General features: G+C 69.4%; 16 protein-coding genes. 10 read left to right on the top strand and 6 right to left on the bottom strand.

All coding sequences use genetic code 11. The annotated features are described in order from the left end of the window. Positions 1-10: 10 nt before the first annotated feature. Entirely contained in the window at positions 11-916 is a 906-nt protein-coding gene (gene hemC / locus ACAM57_RS24460) for a hydroxymethylbilane synthase (protein ID WP_369659270.1), read from the bottom strand. Between the two features lie 103 nt (positions 917-1,019). Between hemC and ppc the strand changes: the two genes are divergently transcribed. From ppc to ACAM57_RS24480, 4 genes are all read left to right on the top strand, one after another. Then, entirely contained in the window at positions 1,020-3,863 is a 2,844-nt protein-coding gene (gene ppc, locus ACAM57_RS24465) for a phosphoenolpyruvate carboxylase (protein ID WP_369659271.1), read from the top strand. 92 nt (positions 3,864-3,955) lie between these two features. Beyond that, positions 3,956-4,357, top strand: coding sequence for a GFA family protein (locus ACAM57_RS24470; protein ID WP_126022623.1), 402 nt, complete (start codon positions 3,956-3,958; stop codon positions 4,355-4,357). A 4-nt stretch (positions 4,358-4,361) separates the two neighbouring features. Further along, a complete protein-coding gene (locus ACAM57_RS24475; RefSeq protein WP_369659272.1) occupies positions 4,362-4,904 on the top strand; it encodes a hypothetical protein in 543 nt (180 codons plus the stop codon). A 181-nt stretch (positions 4,905-5,085) separates the two neighbouring features. Further along, the gene (locus tag ACAM57_RS24480; protein WP_369659273.1) at positions 5,086-6,339 is read left to right on the top strand and encodes an MFS transporter; all 1,254 of its coding nucleotides are present in this window, start codon (positions 5,086-5,088) and stop codon (positions 6,337-6,339) included. A 25-nt stretch (positions 6,340-6,364) separates the two neighbouring features. Here the strand turns inward: ACAM57_RS24480 and ACAM57_RS24485 are convergent, their stop codons facing one another. Beyond that, positions 6,365-7,288, bottom strand: coding sequence for a LysR family transcriptional regulator (locus ACAM57_RS24485; RefSeq protein WP_369659274.1), 924 nt, complete (start codon positions 7,286-7,288; stop codon positions 6,365-6,367). Positions 7,289-7,337: 49 nt separating this feature from the next. Here ACAM57_RS24485 and ACAM57_RS24490 point away from each other — a divergent pair, with 49 nt between their 5' ends. The 3 genes from ACAM57_RS24490 to ACAM57_RS24500 all read left to right on the top strand — a co-directional run bounded on the left by ACAM57_RS24490 (position 7,338) and on the right by ACAM57_RS24500 (position 9,712). After that, entirely contained in the window at positions 7,338-7,871 is a 534-nt protein-coding gene (locus ACAM57_RS24490) for an N-acetyltransferase family protein (RefSeq protein WP_369659275.1), read from the top strand. A gap of 12 nt (positions 7,872-7,883) precedes the next feature. After that, positions 7,884-9,137: an MFS transporter gene (locus ACAM57_RS24495; RefSeq protein ID WP_369659276.1), complete on the top strand. Its 1,254-nt coding sequence runs from the start codon at positions 7,884-7,886 to the stop codon at positions 9,135-9,137. A gap of 89 nt (positions 9,138-9,226) precedes the next feature. After that, positions 9,227-9,712, top strand: coding sequence for a winged helix-turn-helix transcriptional regulator (locus tag ACAM57_RS24500; RefSeq protein ID WP_369659277.1), 486 nt, complete (start codon positions 9,227-9,229; stop codon positions 9,710-9,712). A gap of 15 nt (positions 9,713-9,727) precedes the next feature. On the opposite strand, the gene ACAM57_RS24505 is transcribed toward ACAM57_RS24500, so the two are convergent. The 3 genes from ACAM57_RS24505 to ACAM57_RS24515 are packed head-to-tail and all read right to left on the bottom strand — an operon-like array spanning position 9,728 to position 12,644. Further along, positions 9,728-10,981, bottom strand: a complete 1,254-nt coding sequence (locus tag ACAM57_RS24505) for an AI-2E family transporter (RefSeq protein WP_369659278.1) — start codon at positions 10,979-10,981, stop codon at positions 9,728-9,730. Continuing rightward, entirely contained in the window at positions 10,978-11,727 is a 750-nt protein-coding gene (locus ACAM57_RS24510) for a LytTR family DNA-binding domain-containing protein (RefSeq protein ID WP_184635464.1), read from the bottom strand. The genes ACAM57_RS24505 and ACAM57_RS24510 overlap by 4 nt, the downstream gene beginning before the upstream one ends. Beyond that, the gene (locus tag ACAM57_RS24515) at positions 11,724-12,644 is read right to left on the bottom strand and encodes a sensor histidine kinase (protein WP_369659279.1); all 921 of its coding nucleotides are present in this window, start codon (positions 12,642-12,644) and stop codon (positions 11,724-11,726) included. Before ACAM57_RS24515 ends, ACAM57_RS24510 begins: the two co-directional genes overlap by 4 nt. On the opposite strand from ACAM57_RS24515, the gene ACAM57_RS24520 reads away from it, so the two are divergent. Genes ACAM57_RS24520 through ACAM57_RS24530 form a run of 3 tightly spaced genes read left to right on the top strand, consistent with a single transcriptional unit; the run spans position 12,637 to position 15,767 of the window. Continuing rightward, on the top strand, positions 12,637-12,819 hold the full coding sequence (locus tag ACAM57_RS24520) for a hypothetical protein (RefSeq protein ID WP_260319190.1): 183 nt from the start codon (positions 12,637-12,639) through the stop codon (positions 12,817-12,819). The two genes, ACAM57_RS24515 and ACAM57_RS24520, sit on opposite strands and share 8 nt — an antisense overlap. 43 nt (positions 12,820-12,862) lie before the next feature. Continuing rightward, positions 12,863-14,260: an argininosuccinate lyase gene (argH, locus tag ACAM57_RS24525; protein WP_369659280.1), complete on the top strand. Its 1,398-nt coding sequence runs from the start codon at positions 12,863-12,865 to the stop codon at positions 14,258-14,260. 31 nt (positions 14,261-14,291) lie between these two features. After that, entirely contained in the window at positions 14,292-15,767 is a 1,476-nt protein-coding gene (locus tag ACAM57_RS24530) for a rhomboid family intramembrane serine protease (protein WP_369659281.1), read from the top strand. A 22-nt stretch (positions 15,768-15,789) separates the two neighbouring features. On the opposite strand, the gene ACAM57_RS24535 is transcribed toward ACAM57_RS24530, so the two are convergent. Then, the gene (locus ACAM57_RS24535) at positions 15,790-17,112 is read right to left on the bottom strand and encodes a hypothetical protein (RefSeq protein ID WP_369659282.1); all 1,323 of its coding nucleotides are present in this window, start codon (positions 17,110-17,112) and stop codon (positions 15,790-15,792) included. Between the last annotated feature and the right edge of the window lie 21 nt (positions 17,113-17,133).

The following is a 17,133-nucleotide window of genomic DNA, read 5'->3' on the forward strand; positions in this document are numbered from 1 at the left end:
ACCACCGGTGTCAGTGGGCTCCGCCGGCACGCAGCAGCGCCGCGGCATGCTCGCCGAGCGCGTCGGCCTGGGCGAAGTCGCCGACGGATGCCAGCGCGTGCACCCTCACCAGCGGCACCTTGCCTTCGGGGTCGCCCCAGGCGGCATCGATGCGCAGCGCGCCGTCGGCCTGCCAGCGAGCGTGGGCAGCCAGCGGCATCGAGCAGCTGCCGCCCATCGCGCGGCTCACGGCGCGCTCGGCGGCGGTGGAGAGCCAGTCGCCCTGGTGGGCCAGCGGGCCCAGCAGTTCGATGAGATCCTTGCGGTCGGCGCGCACTTCGATGCCGAGCGCACCCTGCCCCGCGGCAGGCAGCATGGTGTCGGCGTCGAAGGCCACGCGGATGCGGCCCTCCAGCCCCAGCCGCTTGAGACCGGCCGCGGCCAGCACGATGGCGTCGTACTGCCCTTCGTCGAGCTTGCGCAGGCGGGTGTCGAGGTTGCCGCGCAGCGGTTCGATGCGCAGGTCGGGCCGCAGCGCGCGCAGCAGCGCCATGCGGCGCAGGCTGGAGGTGCCGACGACGGCGCCCTGCGGCAGCGCGTCGAGCGATTCGTAGCGGGGGGAGACGAGCGCGTCGCGCGGGTCTTCGCGCTCGAGCACGCAGGCCAGCACGAAGCCTTCGGGCAGGTCCATCGGCACGTCCTTCAGCGAATGGACGGCAATGTCGGCGCGCCCTTCCTCGAGTGCGAGTTCGAGTTCCTTCACGAAGAGCCCCTTGCCGCCCACCTTGCTGAGCGTGCGGTCCAGGATCTGGTCGCCGGTGGTGGTCAGCCCCAGCAGGCTGACGATGTGGCCTCTTTCTTGCAAAAGCGCCTGCACATGTTGGGCTTGCCACAGTGCCAGGCGGCTTTCGCGCGTGGCGATCACGATATTGCTCAAGACCGGCCTCAAAAGTACGTGTTCCAAACCGCGGGAATGCTAGCATGTTGCGCCGCAACAACGAAGACGGCACTCCATTCAAGAAGTCCAGGACAAACATCGAATGAAAGCCAGCAAGACACCTGCTCCGCCCAAGCGCCGCCAGGCCGAAGACCAGCCTCTGATCGAAGACATCCGGCTGTTGGGCCGGATCCTCGGCGACGTGATCCGGGAGCAGGAGGGAGAAGAGACATATGCACTGGTCGAGAAGATCCGCACTCTCTCCGTGGCTTTCCGCCGCGATGCGGACCAGGCGGCCGACCGGGCGCTGAAGAACCTGCTCAAGGGGCTGAGCGCCGCCGAAACGGTGCGCGTGATCCGCGCCTTCACCTACTTCAGCCACCTGGCCAATCTTGCCGAAGACCGCCACCAGATCCGCCGCCGCACCGAGACCGAGCGCGCCGGCGAGAGCGTCGAGGGCGACCTGCAGACCGCGCTCGCGCGCATCCGCAAGGCCGGCGTGAAGCCCGACGAGATCGTCGCCTCGCTGGCACACAGCTATGTCTCGCCGGTGCTTACCGCGCACCCCACCGAAGTGCAGCGCAAGAGCATCCTCGATGCCGAACGCGCCATCGCGCAGCTGCTGACGGTGCGCGACGAGATCAGGCTGCGCCAGAACGCCTATGCGGCGGCCAAGGACGCGCTCACGCCCATCGAGTTCGCGGAGAACGAAACGCAGATGCGCATCCGCGTCACGCAGATCTGGCAGACGCGCATCCTGCGTTTTTCCAAGCTCACCGTGGCCGACGAGATCGAGAACGCGCTGAGCTACTACGAAGCCACCTTCCTGCGCGAGATCCCGCGCGTGTACGCCGACCTGGAAAAGGCGCTGGCCCAGGGCGGCCAGGCGCCGTCGGTGGCGCCCTTCCTGCGCATGGGCCAGTGGATCGGCGGCGACCGCGACGGCAACCCCAACGTCACGGCCGAGACGCTCGAATACGCGCTGAGCCGCCAGTGCGAGCTGGCGCTGCGCTACTACCTCACCGAGGTGCACTACCTCGGCGGCGAGCTGTCGCTGTCGGCCACGCTGGTCGACGTGTCGGTGGAAATGCAGGCACTCGCAGAGCGCTCGCCCGACACCAGCGAGCACCGCAAGGACGAGCCCTATCGCCGCGCCCTCACCGGCGTGTACGCGCGCCTGGCGGCCACGCTGCGCGAGCTGACCGGCGGAGAGGCCGCGCGGCACGCCGTCGCGCCGCAGAACCCGTACAAGAGCGCCGAGGAGTTCCTGGCCGACCTGCGCACCATCGCCGAATCGCTGGAGGAAAAGCACGGCAGCGTGCTCGCCGCGCCGCGCCTGCTGCCGCTGATCCGCGCGGTGGAGGTGTTCGGCTTCCACCTGGCCACGGTCGACCTGCGCCAGAGTTCCGACAAGCACGAGGCCGTGATCGCCGAGCTGCTGGCCACCGCGCGCATCGAGCCCTCGTATGCCTCGCTGGCCGAGGAGGCCAAGCAGACGCTGCTGCTGAAACTGCTCGACGACGCGCGGCCGCTGCGCGTGCCCGATGCCGACTACTCGCCGCTCGCCAGGAGCGAGCTGGCCATCTTCTCGGCCGCGCGCACCGCGCGTGCGCGCTACGGTGCCGCCGCCATCCGCCACTACATCATCAGCCACACCGAAACGGTGAGCGACCTGCTCGAAGCCCTGCTGCTGCAGAAGGAAGCGGGCCTGCTGCGCGGCGCGATGGACGGCAAGGCCACCTGCGACCTGATCGTGGTGCCGCTGTTCGAGACCATCGAGGACCTGCGCAACGCCGCGCCCATCGTGCGCGCCTTCTATGCGCTGCCGAACATCCAGGCGCTCATCGAACGCTCGGGCGCCGAGCAGGACGTGATGCTCGGCTACTCCGACAGCAACAAGGACGGCGGCATCTTCACCAGCAACTGGGAGCTGTACCGCGCGGGCATCGCGCTGGTGTCGCTCTTCGACGAGCTCAACAGGAAGAAGGCCAACCCCATCCGCCTGCGCATGTTCCACGGCCGAGGCGGCACGGTGGGGCGCGGCGGCGGCCCGAGCTACCAGGCCATCCTCGCGCAGCCGCCGGGCACGGTGCGCGGGCAGATCCGGCTGACGGAGCAGGGCGAAGTCATCGGCTCCAAGTACGCCAACCGCGAGATCGGCCGGCGCAACCTCGAGACGCTGGTGGCCGCCACGCTCGAAGCCACGCTGCTGCCGCAGGGCAAGTCGGCGCCTGCCAATTTCCTCTCGGCCGCGAGCGAACTCTCCGCGGCGAGCATGGCGGCCTACCGCAAGCTGGTGTACGAAACCCCGGGCTTCGGCGACTACTTCTTCGGCTCCACGCCGATCCGCGAGATCGCCGAGCTCAACATCGGCTCGCGCCCCGCATCGCGCAACCCCAGCCACAAGATCGACGACCTGCGCGCGGTGCCGTGGAGCTTCAGCTGGGGCCAGTGCCGCCTCACCATTCCGGGCTGGTTCGGCTTCGGCTCGGGCGTGGAGCAGTTCCTGGCCGCCGCCGGCAACGCGGCGGGCCGCAAGGAGCGCCAGGCGCTGCTGCAGCGCATGTACGCGCAGTGGCCCTTCTTCCGCACGCTGCTGTCGAACATGGACATGGTGCTCGCCAAGAGCGACCTCGCGCTGGCCTCGCGCTACGCCGAGCTGGTGACCGACCGCAAGCTGCGGCAGAAGGTGTTCTCGATGATCGACGCCGAATGGCATCGCACCTCCGATGCACTCACGCTCATCACCGGCGCGAAGCAGCGGCTCGAGGGCAACGCCGAGATGCAGCGCTCGGTGCGCCACCGCTTCCCGTACATCGACCCGCTGCACCACCTGCAGGTCGAGCTGATGCGGCGTTACCGCGCGGGCGACGGCGGCGAGCGGCTGCAGCGCGGCATCCACATCTCGATCAACGGGGTGGCGGCGGGCCTGCGCAACACGGGCTGACGCCACCGCGCGAGCCAGGACGGGCCCTTCGGGGCCCGTCGTCGTTTGCAGCGCGCATAGACTCGCAGCCCTATCCACCGAAAGAGAACGCCATGAAAGGCTCCTGCCTCTGCGGCACCGTCCGGTACGAAGCCGCGCGCCTCGCCGGCCCCATCGTCCACTGCCACTGCGCGACCTGCCGCAAGGCGCACAGCGCCGCGTTCACCACGACCGGCCGCGTCGACCGCGCAGACTTCCGCTGGACCGCGGGCGAGGAAGCCATCGGCTCCTTCGAATCGACGCCGGGCAAGCTGCGCCACTTCTGCACCCGCTGCGGCACGCACCTCGTGGCCGAGTGGGTTGACAAGCCGCAGGTCATCCTGCGCCTGGGCTCGCTCGACGACGACCCGGGCCAGCGCCCCGCCTCGCACATCTGGACTTCGCACGAGGTGCCGTGGCTCGACCACACGACGGCAATTCCCTCCTTCCCCGAAGCTCCGCCGGCAAAGGCCTGAACGCATGAGCACGAAGATCGGCTTTCGCCGCAGGCTCATCGTCGCCATCCTGCTGTGCGTGGCGGTGGGCGGCGCGGTGGTGCGGCACTACGCGGCGCCGGGCTCGACCACGCGCGATATCGCAACGCTCCTGATGGTGCTGTGGGTGCCGATCATCGGCAACGTGATCGCATGGCTGATCGGCAAGTGGCCGCGCCGTGCACCTGCCGCAGCACCGCCGGGCTTCGATGCGCTGGGTGCGTTCACGCCCGGTGCGCTCGCGGAGATCACCTTCCGCAAGCCCGCCCTGCCCTCGCAGGACACGCCCATCGCGCCGGGCGAATACCGCTGCGCGCTGGTGCTCGACAAGGAAGGCTTCTCGGCGCGCTGGATGGTGCCGGCGGGCGATGCGCTGGAGCGCGGCAAGCCCGCCGCGCTCGAAGTCGAGTTCCTCTCGCCCGCCGTCGCGCTGCCCCGCTTCCAGCCCGGTACAACCTTTCGCGTACTGATCGGCGACTCCTTCGTCGCCGATGGCCAAATACTGCAATTGCGACCCGCGCTCAGCTAGGCCGCTGCAGAGGCCCCATGGATGGCGATAGCCATCAAAAGGGCTCATTGTTCATCCCCGGGAAACTGTCTGCTGCCGCGCGGCACCTTTGTCGCAAGCGCGACGGCTCGCACACTCCATGCCTCTTCAACGGCATCGGTGCGCGCGCCGCCGCCGACGCTCCAAAGGACAGCTCCCCATCATGATGAATTCACCCAGCAGCAACCCGTGCATCGACGAACTCGGAGCACCGGTGCAGGCCGCGGCAGCACACGTTCCGGCCTCGCGCTCCGCATGGCTCGCCGTCGGCTCCATCGCCGTCGGCACCTTCGCGATGGTCTCGACGGAGTTCATGCCCATCGGCCTTCTCACCGACATCGCGCGCGGCCTCAACGTGTCCGACGGCACGGCCGGACTCATGGTCACCATGCCCGGCGTGCTCGCCGCCTTCGCCGGGCCGGCGCTCATCGTCGCTTCGGGCAAGCTCGACCGCCGCACGGTGCTGATCGCGCTCACCACCTTGCTGATCGCATCGAACCTGCTCGCGGCCTTCGCGCCCAACTTCGCCACCATGCTGGTGGCACGCCTGCTGCTCGGCCTGTGCGTGGGCGGCTTCTGGACTTTCGCTCCCGCCGCCGCCACGCAGCTGGTGCCGCATGCCTCGCAGGCTCGTGCCATGTCGATCGTGCTGGCCGGCGTGTCGGCCGCCACCGTGCTCGGCGTGCCGGCCGGCTCCTTCCTCGGCACGCAGTTCGGCTGGCGTGCATCGTTCGCCGTGACGGGCGCGCTCGCGGCCGCCGTGTTGGTGGTGCAGCTGTGGTTGCTGCCTTCGATCCCGCCGGTGCGCGCCATCGGCGCGCGCGACCTGCTCACGCCGCTCACGCGCCGCATGGCGCAGGTCGGCCTGCTCGCGGTGCTGTTCTTCATCGCCGGCCACTTCGCGGCCTACACCTACCTGAAGCCGCTGCTGCAGCAGGTGTTCGGCCTCGCGCCGAACTCGGTGTCGACGCTGCTGCTGGTGTACGGCGCGGTGGGCTTCGTCGGCACCTTCCTCGGCGGCAGCCTGGTGGCGCGCAGCGTGCGCGGCACCACCCTGCTGGCGGCGCTGATGCTGGCCACCGCCCTGCTGCTGACGACGGTGATCGGCTCCGGCTTCGTGCCTGGCGCGGTGGTGGTCGTGATCTGGGGCGTGGCCTTCGGCCTGATCCCGGTCGCGCTCACCGGCTGGATGATGGAAGCCGTGCCCGACGCACCCGAGGCCGGCCAGGCGCTGCTTGTGAGCGGCTTCCAGGTGGCGATCGCCTCCGGCGCGCTGATCGGTGGCGTGACGGTCGACAACTTCGGCATCTCCAGCGCGATGGTGCTCAGCGGCGTGCTGGTGCTGATCGCGGCGCTGATCGTCGGCACGCTGGGCCGCGCGCGCGGCGGTACCTCGCTGGCCGCCGTGCCCGAGTAAGCACAAGCGGCAACTCCGCAATCGTTCAGTGGCGGCCGGGCTTCCCGGCCGCCATGATCGCATCCAGCACTACGCGCAAGGCCTTGCTGACAGGCTTGTCGCGCCGGACCACGATGGCCAGCCCGCGATGCATGCGGGGGTTCAGCCGGCTGGTCTTGAGCTCCGGGTGCGCGCCGCGCCCCGTCATCGCCATGCCGGGCACGATGGCGTAGCCCAGCCCCGCGGCCACCATCTCCTTCATCGCCTCCACGCTGCCCAGCTCCATCACCGGCTGCGGCTGCAGGCCCTCGGCGGCGAACCAGCGGTCGACCAGCTTGCGGGTGTTGGCCGCGGGCTCGAACAGCACCAGCGGCAGGCCGGCCAGATCGCCCGGCGCGACCTTCGACTTCAGCGGTGCGAGGTCCTGCCGGCCGACGGCGACGAACTCGTCGTCGAGCACCGGCATCACCGCCAGCGAGCGCCCGGCCACGGGCAGCGTGACCAGCGCGAGATCGAGGCTGTTTTCTTCCACCTTGCGCGCCTGGTCTTCTGTGTTGCCGGTGCTGACCACCACGCCGAGGTCGGGAAAGCGCTCACGCAGCCCGCGCAGCACAGAAGGCAGGAAATGCAGGCAGGCCGTCGCGCCCGTGCCCAGCCGTACGCGGCCCGCGATGCCGCTGGCGTGATCGGCGAGCGCGTCGATGGCGTTTTCCACCGCGGTCTCGATGTTCTGCGCGTGGCGCAGCAGCTCCATGCCCGCCGGCGTGGCCTGCGCGCGCTTGCCGACACGCTCCACCAGGCGCACCGCCAGCCGGCGTTCGAGCTGGCGGATCTGCAGGCTCACGGCCGGCTGGGAGAGCCCCAGCCTGTCGGCGGCGGCCGAGAAGCTGCCGGTTTCGATGACGAGCGCGAAGGACCGGAGCTGGTCGAGGTTGAGCGATTTATCCAAAGTTTTTCTCATGCCTTGCATAGGCTGGCGAAGCTTCACTTATCGATGAGGCATCGTCAAGATCGGGGCCATGTCATCGCCATCCACCGCTCCCCTCGCTTCCACCGCCGTAGAAATCCTCGACGCCATGCCACATCACATGGCCGCCGTGCAGTCCATCTACAGCCACTACGTGCTGCACGACCTGTGCTCCTTCGAGGAGGAAGTGCCGAGCGTCGACCAGATGCAGCAGCGCCGCGCCGACGTGATCGCGCGCGGCATGCCCTACCTGGTGGCGATGCTCGACGGCGAGGTCGCCGGCTACGCCTACGCCACCGCCTACCGCGCCCGCTCGGCCTACCGGCATTCGGTGGAAGACTCGGTCTACGTCGCGCAGGGCATGCACGGCCACGGCATCGGCAAGGCGCTGCTGCGCGAGGTGGTCCGGCGCTGCACCGAAGCCGGCTTCACGCAGATGGTCGCCTGCGTGGGCAACAGCGCCAACGCGGGCTCGCTGCGGCTGCATGAAAGCCTGGGCTTCGAACAGGTCGGCGTGCTGCGCGACATCGGCTTCAAGTTCGGCCGCTGGGTGGACACCGTGCTGATGCAGCGCGCCCTGCGCTGAGGCTGCGTCGTCATGTCGGGCAACACCGCCGGCCCCGCGCGCGGCTGGCTGGCGCTGCTGTGCGCGAGCCGGCTGCTGCAGTCGATGATCGTCACCGCCTACTCCGGCGTGCTGCCCTTCGCGATGGCCGACTGGCACATGACGGCCGCGCAGGCCGGCTCGATCCAGAGCGCCTGGCACGTGGGCTACATGAGCTCGCTGTTCGCCGTGGGCCTGCTGGCCGACCGCTACGGGCCGCAGCGTATCTTCTTCACGGGCAGCGCGGTGAGCGCGGCGGCTGCGCTCGCCTTTGCGCTCTTCGCACGCGACCATATCTCGGCCATGCTGCTCTACGGCCTGGCCGGACTGTGCGCGGGCGCCTCGTACACGCCGGGCCTGCAGCTGCTGGCGCACAACACCGAGCCCGCCGTGCGCGGGCGCGCGATGGGGCTCTTCATCGGATCGTCGTCGATGGGCTATGCACTCTCGCTCGCGGTGGCGGCGGCGTTCAGCCATCTGCATCAGTGGCAGCTGGGGCTGCTGGCCGCTGCGGCCTGCACGCTGGCTGGCGCGGTGCTCACGGCGCAGGCGCTGCGCCGCATGCGGCTGCCCTCGCCCCCCGCGCCCGGTGCGATCCGCGAAGGCACCCTGCACGCCCTGGCAGCCACGGTGCGCGACAAGCCCGCGATGGCCGGCAACTGGGCCTACGCCTTCCACTGCTGGGAACTGATGGCGCTCTGGGCATGGCTGCCGGCGTACCTGGTCGCCTCTTCGGGCGTGGCCTCGTCGTGGCAAGGCGCTGGCATCGCACTGGCGGCGCTGGCCCATCTGGTGAGCGTGTTCGGCAGCGTCGCGGGCGGCGCGGCTTCCGACAGGCTGGGTCGCGCGCGGGTGATGATGATCGCCACCGTCGCTAGCCTTTGCATGTCCTTCGCCTTCGGCTGGATGTGGAGATGGCCGCTGTGGCTGCTGGCGGCGGCAGCGGCCGTCTACAACCTGCTGGCCATCGCGGATTCGTCGGTCTACTCGACCGCGCTGGCCGACGTGGTGGCGCCGCACCGGCTGGGCGTGGCCTTCTCGGTGCGCTCGGTGATGGGCTTCGGCGCGGGCGCGCTCAGCCCCTGGGTGTTCGGCCTCGCGCTGGACTGGGGGCAAGGCAGCTTCGGCATCGGCAGCACGCATGCGTGGGTGGCGGCGTGGAGTTCGGCCGGGCTGGGCGCGCTGCTGGGGCCGCTGATGATCGCGCGCTTCTCGCGGCTGCATCGGGCGCACATGGCGGCGCGCTGAACGCGCGTCCTGCACCTCGGGTTTTAAAATAAAACTGATGCCGGCAATCGCCGGCCCAGCCAGACTCGATCCGGAAAGAAACGCTCCTCATGGCCCAACGAAAAAGCCTCAAGGCCGATGCATGCCCGATGGCACGCGCGCTCGACATCGTCGGCGACCAGTGGTCGCTGCTCGTGATCCGCGATGCCTTCGACGGCATGAAGCGCTTCGGCGAATTCCAGCAGAGCCTGGGCGTCGCCAAGAACATCCTGTCGGACCGGCTGAAGAACCTGGTGCAGGAAGGCGTGCTCGAGCTCGTGCCCGCCTCCGACGGAACTGCCTACCAGGAATACGTGCTCACGCCCAAGGGCAAGGGCCTGTTCCCCGTGGTGGTCGGCCTGCGGCACTGGGGCGAGGCGCACCTGTACGCGAAGGGCGAGCCGCACTCGGTGCTCGTCGAGCGCGACAGCGGCAAGCCGGTGCCGAAGATCGAGTTGCGAACGCGCGATGGAAAGCCGCTCGATCCGGCCGCGACCTTCGTGAAGAAGCTTCCCGCGACCGCCCGGGCTGCGAAGGCGCGAAGCGCGACCTCATAGCGCGGCGCGCGCGGGCTACTCGCCCAGCAGCTCCCCGATCGGCTGCAGGTCCTCCACCCGGTCGCAGATCGACTTGATCACCATCGTGATCGGAATGCCCAGCAGCAGGCCCCAGATGCCCCAGAGCCAGCCCCAGAAGATCACGCCCACGAACACCGCCACCGGGTTCATGCGGCTGGTGCGGCTGGTGAGCCAGGGCATCAGCAGGTTGCCGATGACGGTGTGGATGCCCAGCGACATGCCGGCCACCACGATGCCCATCTGCAGGCTGTTGAACTGCAGGAAGGCCACCAGCCCCGCGGCCGCCAGCACGATCACCGAGCCGATATAGGGAATGAGGTTGGTGACGGCCGCGATGATTCCCCACACGGCCGCGTTCTCCATGCCGACGGCCCAGAACGCGAGGCCCGTGGCCACGCCGACGATGGCGCTCACCAGGATCTGCACGAGCAGGTAGCGCTCGATGTTGCGCGTGATGTCGTCCAGCACGTGCACCGTCACCTTCTTCTTCTGCAGGCTCGAGCCGGTGATCTTGATGAGCTTGCGCCTGAAGGTGTCGCCCGAACACAGCGCGAAGTAGGTCAGGAAGGCCACCAGCGTGAACTGCCCCATTGCGCTGAGCAGTCCGACGGTGCCGCTGAGCAGGTAGTCGCGCACGTTGAAGCTGGGCCGCTCGATGATGACGCGCGCCACGCCCTTGCGCGAAGCGACGCGGGCCGAGTTCTCCTCGGCCGCCTTCTCGAGCTGCGCCGCCGCCTGCTGCACGTTGTCCAGCGGCGTGGCGCTGGCGCCCCGGTCGCGGCGCATGGCCTGGCCCAGCTTCTGCGCGGCCACGGGCAGCGAGTCGAGCAGTTGCGTGGCGCTGCCCGAGAGCGAATAGCCGGTCCAGCCCAGGCCGCCGAAGAGGCCCATGAGGATCAGCCCCGCACCGATCCAGCGTGGCAGCTTCCAGCGATGCAGCAGCTCGACCAGCGGCGACAGCGCATAGGTCAGCAGCAGGCTCAGCATCAGCGGAATGAAGACGGCCTGCCCCCACTGCAGCGCGAACACGCTGGCCAGTACCGCGAGCACCACCAGCGAGGCGCTGCGCACGTCGACGGGCATGTGCAGCAGCAGGCGCTCGCGCGCCGGGGCGGGCGGCTCGGGGGCGGGTGCAGGCGGTTCAGGTTCCGGCCCGGGGGCCGGCTCGGCCGCCACCGGCTGCGGAGGTTCGGCAACCGGCTCGGTCGGCGGCGGAGCTTCCGCCACCATGGACTTGTCGTCGCTCATCGCGTTTCCTTCAGCACCTCGCGCACCGCCGCGAGCTGCCGGCGCGACACGGCCACGGGCTCGGGAATGGAATCCAGCCGCAGGGCCCAGCCCTCGGCGTCCTCGCCGTCGTCGTACTTCTCCAGCGCGCGGATCGCCGAGCGCGCGACCAGCGCGTTGCGGTGCACGCGCAGGAAGCGCTGCGGATAGCGCTCCTCGAACTCGTTGAGCGAGCCGTCGAGGATGTGGCTGCGCGTGGCGGTGCGCACCGTGAGGTACTTGTATTCGGACTTGAGGTAGAGCACCTCCGACAGCGGCACCCGCTCCGCACGGCCCCGGTCCTGGATCAGCACCGTCTCGGGCGCGGCCTGGGCCTGCTGCAGCGCGCGGCGCTCCTTCAGGAAGCGCTCGACCTTCTGCAGCGCCTGCTGCAGCCGCTCGGCGCGCACGGGCTTGGTGAGGTAGTCGACGGCCTCGAGGTCGAAGGCCGTCACCGCATGGGCGGCATGGGCGGTCACGAACACCACGGCAGGCGCGTTGGAGCGGCTGCGCAGCGCGCGCGCCACCTCGATGCCGTCGACGCCGGGCATGTGCACGTCGAGCAGCACCAGGTCGAGCGCCAGCGTGCCCAGCTGCTGCAGCGCCTCGCCGCCCTGCGAGGCTTCGGCCACCACTTCGGCGCCGGGCGAGGTGCAGTCGCGCAGCAGCGTGCGCATGCGCGAGCGCGCCAGGGCTTCGTCGTCGACGATGAGTGTCTTGAGGGTCATGATTCGGCGGGAATGGCTATGCGTACTCTGTAGCTTTTCTGGTCCATCCCGGCGCTGAACTGCATCTGCATGTCGTGCAACAGCCGCAGCCGGTCGCGCACATTGGCCAGCGCGATGCCGTGGCCGCGCGGCAGCGGCTCGTCGGCCCAGCGCAGCGGCGGAAGGCTGTTGACCACTTCGATCACCACCATGCCGCCGCGCCGCTCGGTGCGGATGCGCAGCCTGGCGCCCTCCGGGCTGGGCTCCACGCCGTGCTTGATGGCGTTCTCGACCAGCGGCTGCAGCAGCAGCGGCGGCAGGCGCGCGTTGCTGGCGGCGGCGTCCAGGTCCCAGCGGATGCGCAGGCGGTCGCCGAAGCGCACCTGCTCGATGGCGAGGTAGCGCTCGGCCAGCGCGATCTCGTCGGCCAGCGTGCCCGATTCGCCGGGGTCGGCCAGCGCCTGGCGGAACAGCTCGGCCAGGTCCTCGAGCATGGTCTCGGCCTTGGCCGGCTCCTCGCGCACCAGTGCGATGGCGCTGTTGAGGGTGTTGAAAAGAAAGTGCGGGCGGATGCGCGACTGCAGCTCCTCCAGCCGCGCCGTGGTGGCTGCCGGCGTCTGGCCCCGGGCGCGCAGCACCATCGCCGCCATCACCAGCCCCGCGAACAGGGCACCCGCGAGCGCGCTGGCGAGCCATGGCGCGCTGGCCAGCACGCCCGTCAGGCGCAGCAGGCCGCAGCCGTAGGTTGCCGACAGCGCGCCGAGCAGCGCGCCGGCCGTGTACTGCCAGTGCTTCGGCAGCCGCCGCAGCGGCTTCTTGAGGCCGCAGGCGCTCACCAGCCACAGCAGCGTGGCGGGCAGCGCCCCGCCGGTGATGGTGGCGGTCTGCACCAGCCATTCGCCGGGCGTGGACACCACGAAAAGGGCTGCGATGGCCACCACCGCCTCGACGAACACCACCGTGCGCAGCACCACGCCGATCTGGCAGGCGTCGAAGATCGACGGGCCGCCGCGCGCGGACGACGCGGCCGCGCGCGCCCTTTCCGACGACGGCGGGGGCGTGGGTGAAGAGCTGGCCGATAAAATCGCCGGGTTGCGCATCGCAGACATCTGATCCATCGGGTAACCAACCCATTATTGCCTCCAGGACGGCTCCCATGACCCAAAACCAACTCGACAAGAAATCCGAAGCCTGGTCGGCACTTTTCTCCGAACCGATGAGCGACCTCGTGAAGCGCTACACCTCCAGCGTCTTCTTCGACAAGCGCCTGTGGCAGGCCGACATCCAGGGCTCGCTGGCACATGCCAGCATGCTGGCGGCACAGGGCATCATCAGCGTGCAGGACCACGCCGCCATCGAACGCGGGATGGCGCAGATCCGTTCCGAGATCGAATCCGGTGCCTTCGAGTGGAAGCTCGACCTGGAAGACGTGCACCTGAACATCGAGGCGCGCCTGACCCAGCTGGTCGGCGACGCCGGCAAGCGCCTGCACACCGGCCGCAGCCGCAACGACCAGGTCGCCACCGACGTGCGCCTGTGGCTGCGCGGCGAGATCGACCTGATCGGCGACCTGCTGGTCGAGCTGCAGAAGGCGCTGGTGGACATCGCCGAGAAGAACGTCGACGTGATCCTGCCGGGCTTCACCCACCTGCAGGTGGCGCAGCCGGTGAGCTTCGGCCACCACATGCTTGCCTACGTGGAAATGTTCAGCCGCGACGCGGAGCGCATGAGCGAGGTCCGCAGGCGCGTCAACCGGCTGCCGCTGGGCGCCGCCGCGCTGGCCGGCACCAGCTACCCGCTGGACCGCGAGCTGGTCGCCAGGACGCTGGGCATGGACGGCGTCTGCCAGAACAGCCTGGACGCGGTGAGCGACCGCGACTTCGCCATCGAGTTCACCTCCGCCGCCAGCCTGTGCATGGTGCACGTGAGCCGCATGAGCGAGGAACTGATCCTGTGGATGAGCCAGAACTTCGGCTTCATCCAGATCGCCGACCGCTTCACCACCGGCTCATCGATCATGCCGCAGAAGAAGAACCCCGACGTGCCCGAGCTGGCGCGCGGCAAGACCGGCCGCGTGGTGGGCCACCTGATGGCGCTCATCACGCTCATGAAGGGCCAGCCGCTGGCCTACAACAAGGACAACCAGGAAGACAAGGAGCCGCTGTTCGACACGGTCGACACGCTCAAGGACACCCTGCGCATCTTCGCCGAGATGATCGGCGGCATCACCGTGAAGCCCGAGGCCATGGAAGCCGCCACCCTGCGCGGCTACGCCACCGCCACCGACCTGGCCGACTACCTCGTGAAGAAGGGCCTGCCCTTCCGCGACGCGCACGAAACGGTGGCCCACGCCGTGAAGGCCGCCACCTCGCATCAGGTCGACCTGGCCGAGCTGCCGCTGGCCGTGCTGCAGCAGTTCAACCCGAGCATCGAGAAGGACGTGTACGACGTGCTGAGCCTGCGCGGCTCGCTGAACGCGCGCAACATCCTGGGCGGCACGGCGCCGGCGCAGGTGAAGGCGCAAGTGGCCCGCCACCGCGCCCGCCTCGGCTGAGCGCGGCCGCAACTGCAGCAGCGGCCGCGCCGTGTTCTACGCCATCCCGCTCGAGAACAAACCGAGCTGGCGCAATCCGCCGTGGATGACGGTGCTGCTGATCCTCGTGAACATGATCGTGTTCTGGGGGCCGCAGCGCAGTGAAGAAAAAGGGCAGGAGCGCGCAGCCGCCTATTACGTGAAGAGCGCGCTGCCCCAGCTGGAGCTGCCCGCCTTCGTGGAGTGGCTCGAGAAGACCGACCCTCAGCGCGGCAAGCTCGCGCGCCGCATGCTGCGCCACGAGGAGGCCTATCCGCAGCTTCTCGAGGGCCTGCAGAACGACCGCAAGTTCCTGCAGAAGCTGCGCGCCGACGAGATCATCAAGCCCGACAACCCGCAGTACGACGAGTGGAAGCGCGCCCGCCAGCAGTACGAGTCGATGCTGCCCGCGCCCTTCACCGAGCGGTGGGCGCAGAGCTACGCGACGGATGCCGAATTCAGGCCCTGGACCTGGATCACCAACGCCTTCCTGCACGGCAGCACCGGCCACCTGCTGGGCAACATGCTGTTCCTGTTCCTCTTCGGCTTCTCGGTGGAGCTGGCGCTGGGGCGCGGCACCTACCTGGCGTTCTACCTGCTGGGCGCGGTCGGCGCGTCGGTGCTGGCCGGCTGGGCCTACGCGGGCGGCACCTACGGGCTGGGCGCCTCGGGTGCGGTCTCGGCGCTGATGGGCATGTACGCGGTGATGTACCGCCTGCGGCGCATCCGCTTCTTCTACCAGCTGTTCTTCTATTTCAACTACGTCACCGCCCCGGCCCTGCTGCTGCTGCCGGCCTGGATCGCCAACGAGCTGATGCAGCACTGGCTGGGCGGCCAGGGCATCGCCTACATGGCCCACCTCGGCGGCCTGCTGACCGGCGCCGCGCTGATGTACGGTGCCATGCTGATGGGCCGCGTGAAGACGCCCGAGACCGTCAAGTCGGAGATGGTGAACGACGACGACCGCTTCGACGAGCACGTGGCCGCCGCCCGCAAATACGGCGCCGCGATGAAGTTCGACCGCGCCTGCGCCGAATGGCGCGCCGCCGCCGCCCTGCGCCCCGGCGACGCCGAGACGCTGCGCGCCTGGTTCAACACCGCGCGCCTGCAGCCCGCGAGCGACGACTTCCACCAGGCCGCGCGTCGCATCTTCCGCCTGCCCGCCACCGACGAGGACACGCTGGCGCTGCAGCACGCGAGCTTCCAGGCCTACCTCGACCAGGCCCGCCCCGGCGTGCGGCTCAAGCCCGAGGACATGGCCCGCCTCGCGCGCCGCTTCGCCCGCATCCGCCAGTTCGACGACGCCGACCGGCTCTGCCGCATCCTGCTGAAAACGGCGCCCGACCATCCCGAGCTGGCCGACACGCTCTCGACCTGCGCCAACGGCCTGCTGCACGCGGGCCTGCGCGACAAGGCGATCGGCCTGCTGCCGCACCTGCTGCGCCTTGCGCCGAACGACATGGTGACGCGGGCGCTGCAGAACGCCTGAAGGCGCCTGCGGCCTCCGCCGCCTATGCGGTCTGCGCCGGCGGCGCCGCCGGCCGCAGCAGCCAGCGAACTTCCTGCGTCTGCTCGCTGTCGGGGTAGCGCGCTTCCATCGTCGTCAGGATGGGCTGCGCCATGTCGGAACGGCCCAGGCCCTGCACCAGCGCGCGGGCGGCGAGCTCATAGGCCTGCGGGATGGCCTCGTTGCCGCGGAAGCGCTTGTCGAAGCCCGACAGCAGCGCCAGCGTGGCATGGGCGTCGCCGTTGCGCCATTCGGCGCGCGCCATGGCGATGACCATGGCCGGATCGTCGAGCGCGAAGGCCTTGTCGCGCTCCTTGCAGGCCTTGAACACCTTCAGCGCCTCGGAGGCCAGGTCGCGCCGCATCAGCAGCGGGATGAAGCGCTTCGCCTGGTCGAGCATGGTGTCTTTTTTCTCGGGCATCAGCGCCAGCACGCGGTGGTAGCGGCGCTGCGCCGCGAGGTCGTTGGAGTCGGCGGTGCGCTGCGCCTCGTAGGCCGTGCCCAGTGCCGCGGCGAGGTCGCCCTCGGTGATGAACTGCGCCACCTCGGCGTCGATGCGCTGCGCCTCGATCTGCGCGGGCGTGCGGCGGTCGGCCGGCGCGCCGTCGGGCAGCTCGCTGCCGGGCACCGCGTCGAAGCCGAAAGCGTCATGGTGCTGGAACATCACGTAGCCCAGCAGGCTCGCCATGACCCAGCCGAAGTAGATGAAGGCGAAATTGACGATCGGCAGCACGATGCGCCCGTCGAACATCGGCAGCACCATCGCCAGCGCCACCTGCGCGCCGGTGCTCAGCAGGAACAGGAAGAAGCAAAGCAGCGCATACGGCCAGCCGATGGTGCGCATCGCGTCCATCACGTGGCCGGGGTTCATCGCCTGGAAGAAGCTTCCCGACTGCACCAGCACGATCACCGCAGCCGGGAAGGTGAATGACATGACGAAAAGGCCCACGGTGCCGAGGATGGGCGCATACCAGGCGAGCCAGCCGATCAGGAAGGCCTGCACCAGGGAGATGGCGAAGAGCTTCCAGGGCAGGTAGGTCCACTCATCGCTCGACTCGCGGCCGAAGTCGGCCGAGTCGCGGATGCCGCGCGCGCCCAGCGCGATGACCTTGAAGCCGTAGCGGCTGGCCGCCAGCATGATGCCGACCTCGATCACGAAGAGCGCCAGCGCATCGGGCAGGAAGAAGATCGCGTCGAACAGCAGGCTGCAGAACGACAGCAGCAGGCCGTAGGCCAGCGGCCGCATCTGGAACGGAAAAGCGAAGAAGCTGTTGAGCCGGCGCCAGAAAGGCGGTGGCGGCGGCGGCGCATCCTTGACGACGATCATGGCAACTCCCTCGTTTCCTTT

This window comes from Variovorax sp. V15 (assembly GCF_041154425.1).
Lineage (GTDB): Bacteria > Pseudomonadota > Gammaproteobacteria > Burkholderiales > Burkholderiaceae_C > Variovorax > Variovorax guangxiensis.

Bases quoted from the DNA above. Each gene is read 5' to 3' on its own strand.
- ppc (WP_369659271.1), top strand. From the start codon at position 1,020: ATGAAAGCCAGCAAGACACCTGCTCCGCCCAAGCGCCGCCAGGCCGAA.
- ACAM57_RS24470 (WP_126022623.1), top strand. From the start codon at position 3,956: ATGAAAGGCTCCTGCCTCTGCGGCACCGTCCGGTACGAAGCCGCGCGC.
- ACAM57_RS24475 (WP_369659272.1), top strand. From the start codon at position 4,362: ATGAGCACGAAGATCGGCTTTCGCCGCAGGCTCATCGTCGCCATCCTG.
- ACAM57_RS24480 (WP_369659273.1), top strand. From the start codon at position 5,086: ATGATGAATTCACCCAGCAGCAACCCGTGCATCGACGAACTCGGAGCA.
- ACAM57_RS24485 (WP_369659274.1), bottom strand. From the start codon at position 7,288: ATGCAAGGCATGAGAAAAACTTTGGATAAATCGCTCAACCTCGACCAG.
- ACAM57_RS24490 (WP_369659275.1), top strand. From the start codon at position 7,338: ATGTCATCGCCATCCACCGCTCCCCTCGCTTCCACCGCCGTAGAAATC.
- ACAM57_RS24495 (WP_369659276.1), top strand. From the start codon at position 7,884: ATGTCGGGCAACACCGCCGGCCCCGCGCGCGGCTGGCTGGCGCTGCTG.
- ACAM57_RS24500 (WP_369659277.1), top strand. From the start codon at position 9,227: ATGGCCCAACGAAAAAGCCTCAAGGCCGATGCATGCCCGATGGCACGC.
- ACAM57_RS24505 (WP_369659278.1), bottom strand. From the start codon at position 10,981: ATGAGCGACGACAAGTCCATGGTGGCGGAAGCTCCGCCGCCGACCGAG.
- ACAM57_RS24510 (WP_184635464.1), bottom strand. From the start codon at position 11,727: ATGACCCTCAAGACACTCATCGTCGACGACGAAGCCCTGGCGCGCTCG.
- ACAM57_RS24520 (WP_260319190.1), top strand. From the start codon at position 12,637: ATGGCCACCACCGCCTCGACGAACACCACCGTGCGCAGCACCACGCCG.
- argH (WP_369659280.1), top strand. From the start codon at position 12,863: ATGACCCAAAACCAACTCGACAAGAAATCCGAAGCCTGGTCGGCACTT.
- ACAM57_RS24535 (WP_369659282.1), bottom strand. From the start codon at position 17,112: ATGATCGTCGTCAAGGATGCGCCGCCGCCGCCACCGCCTTTCTGGCGC.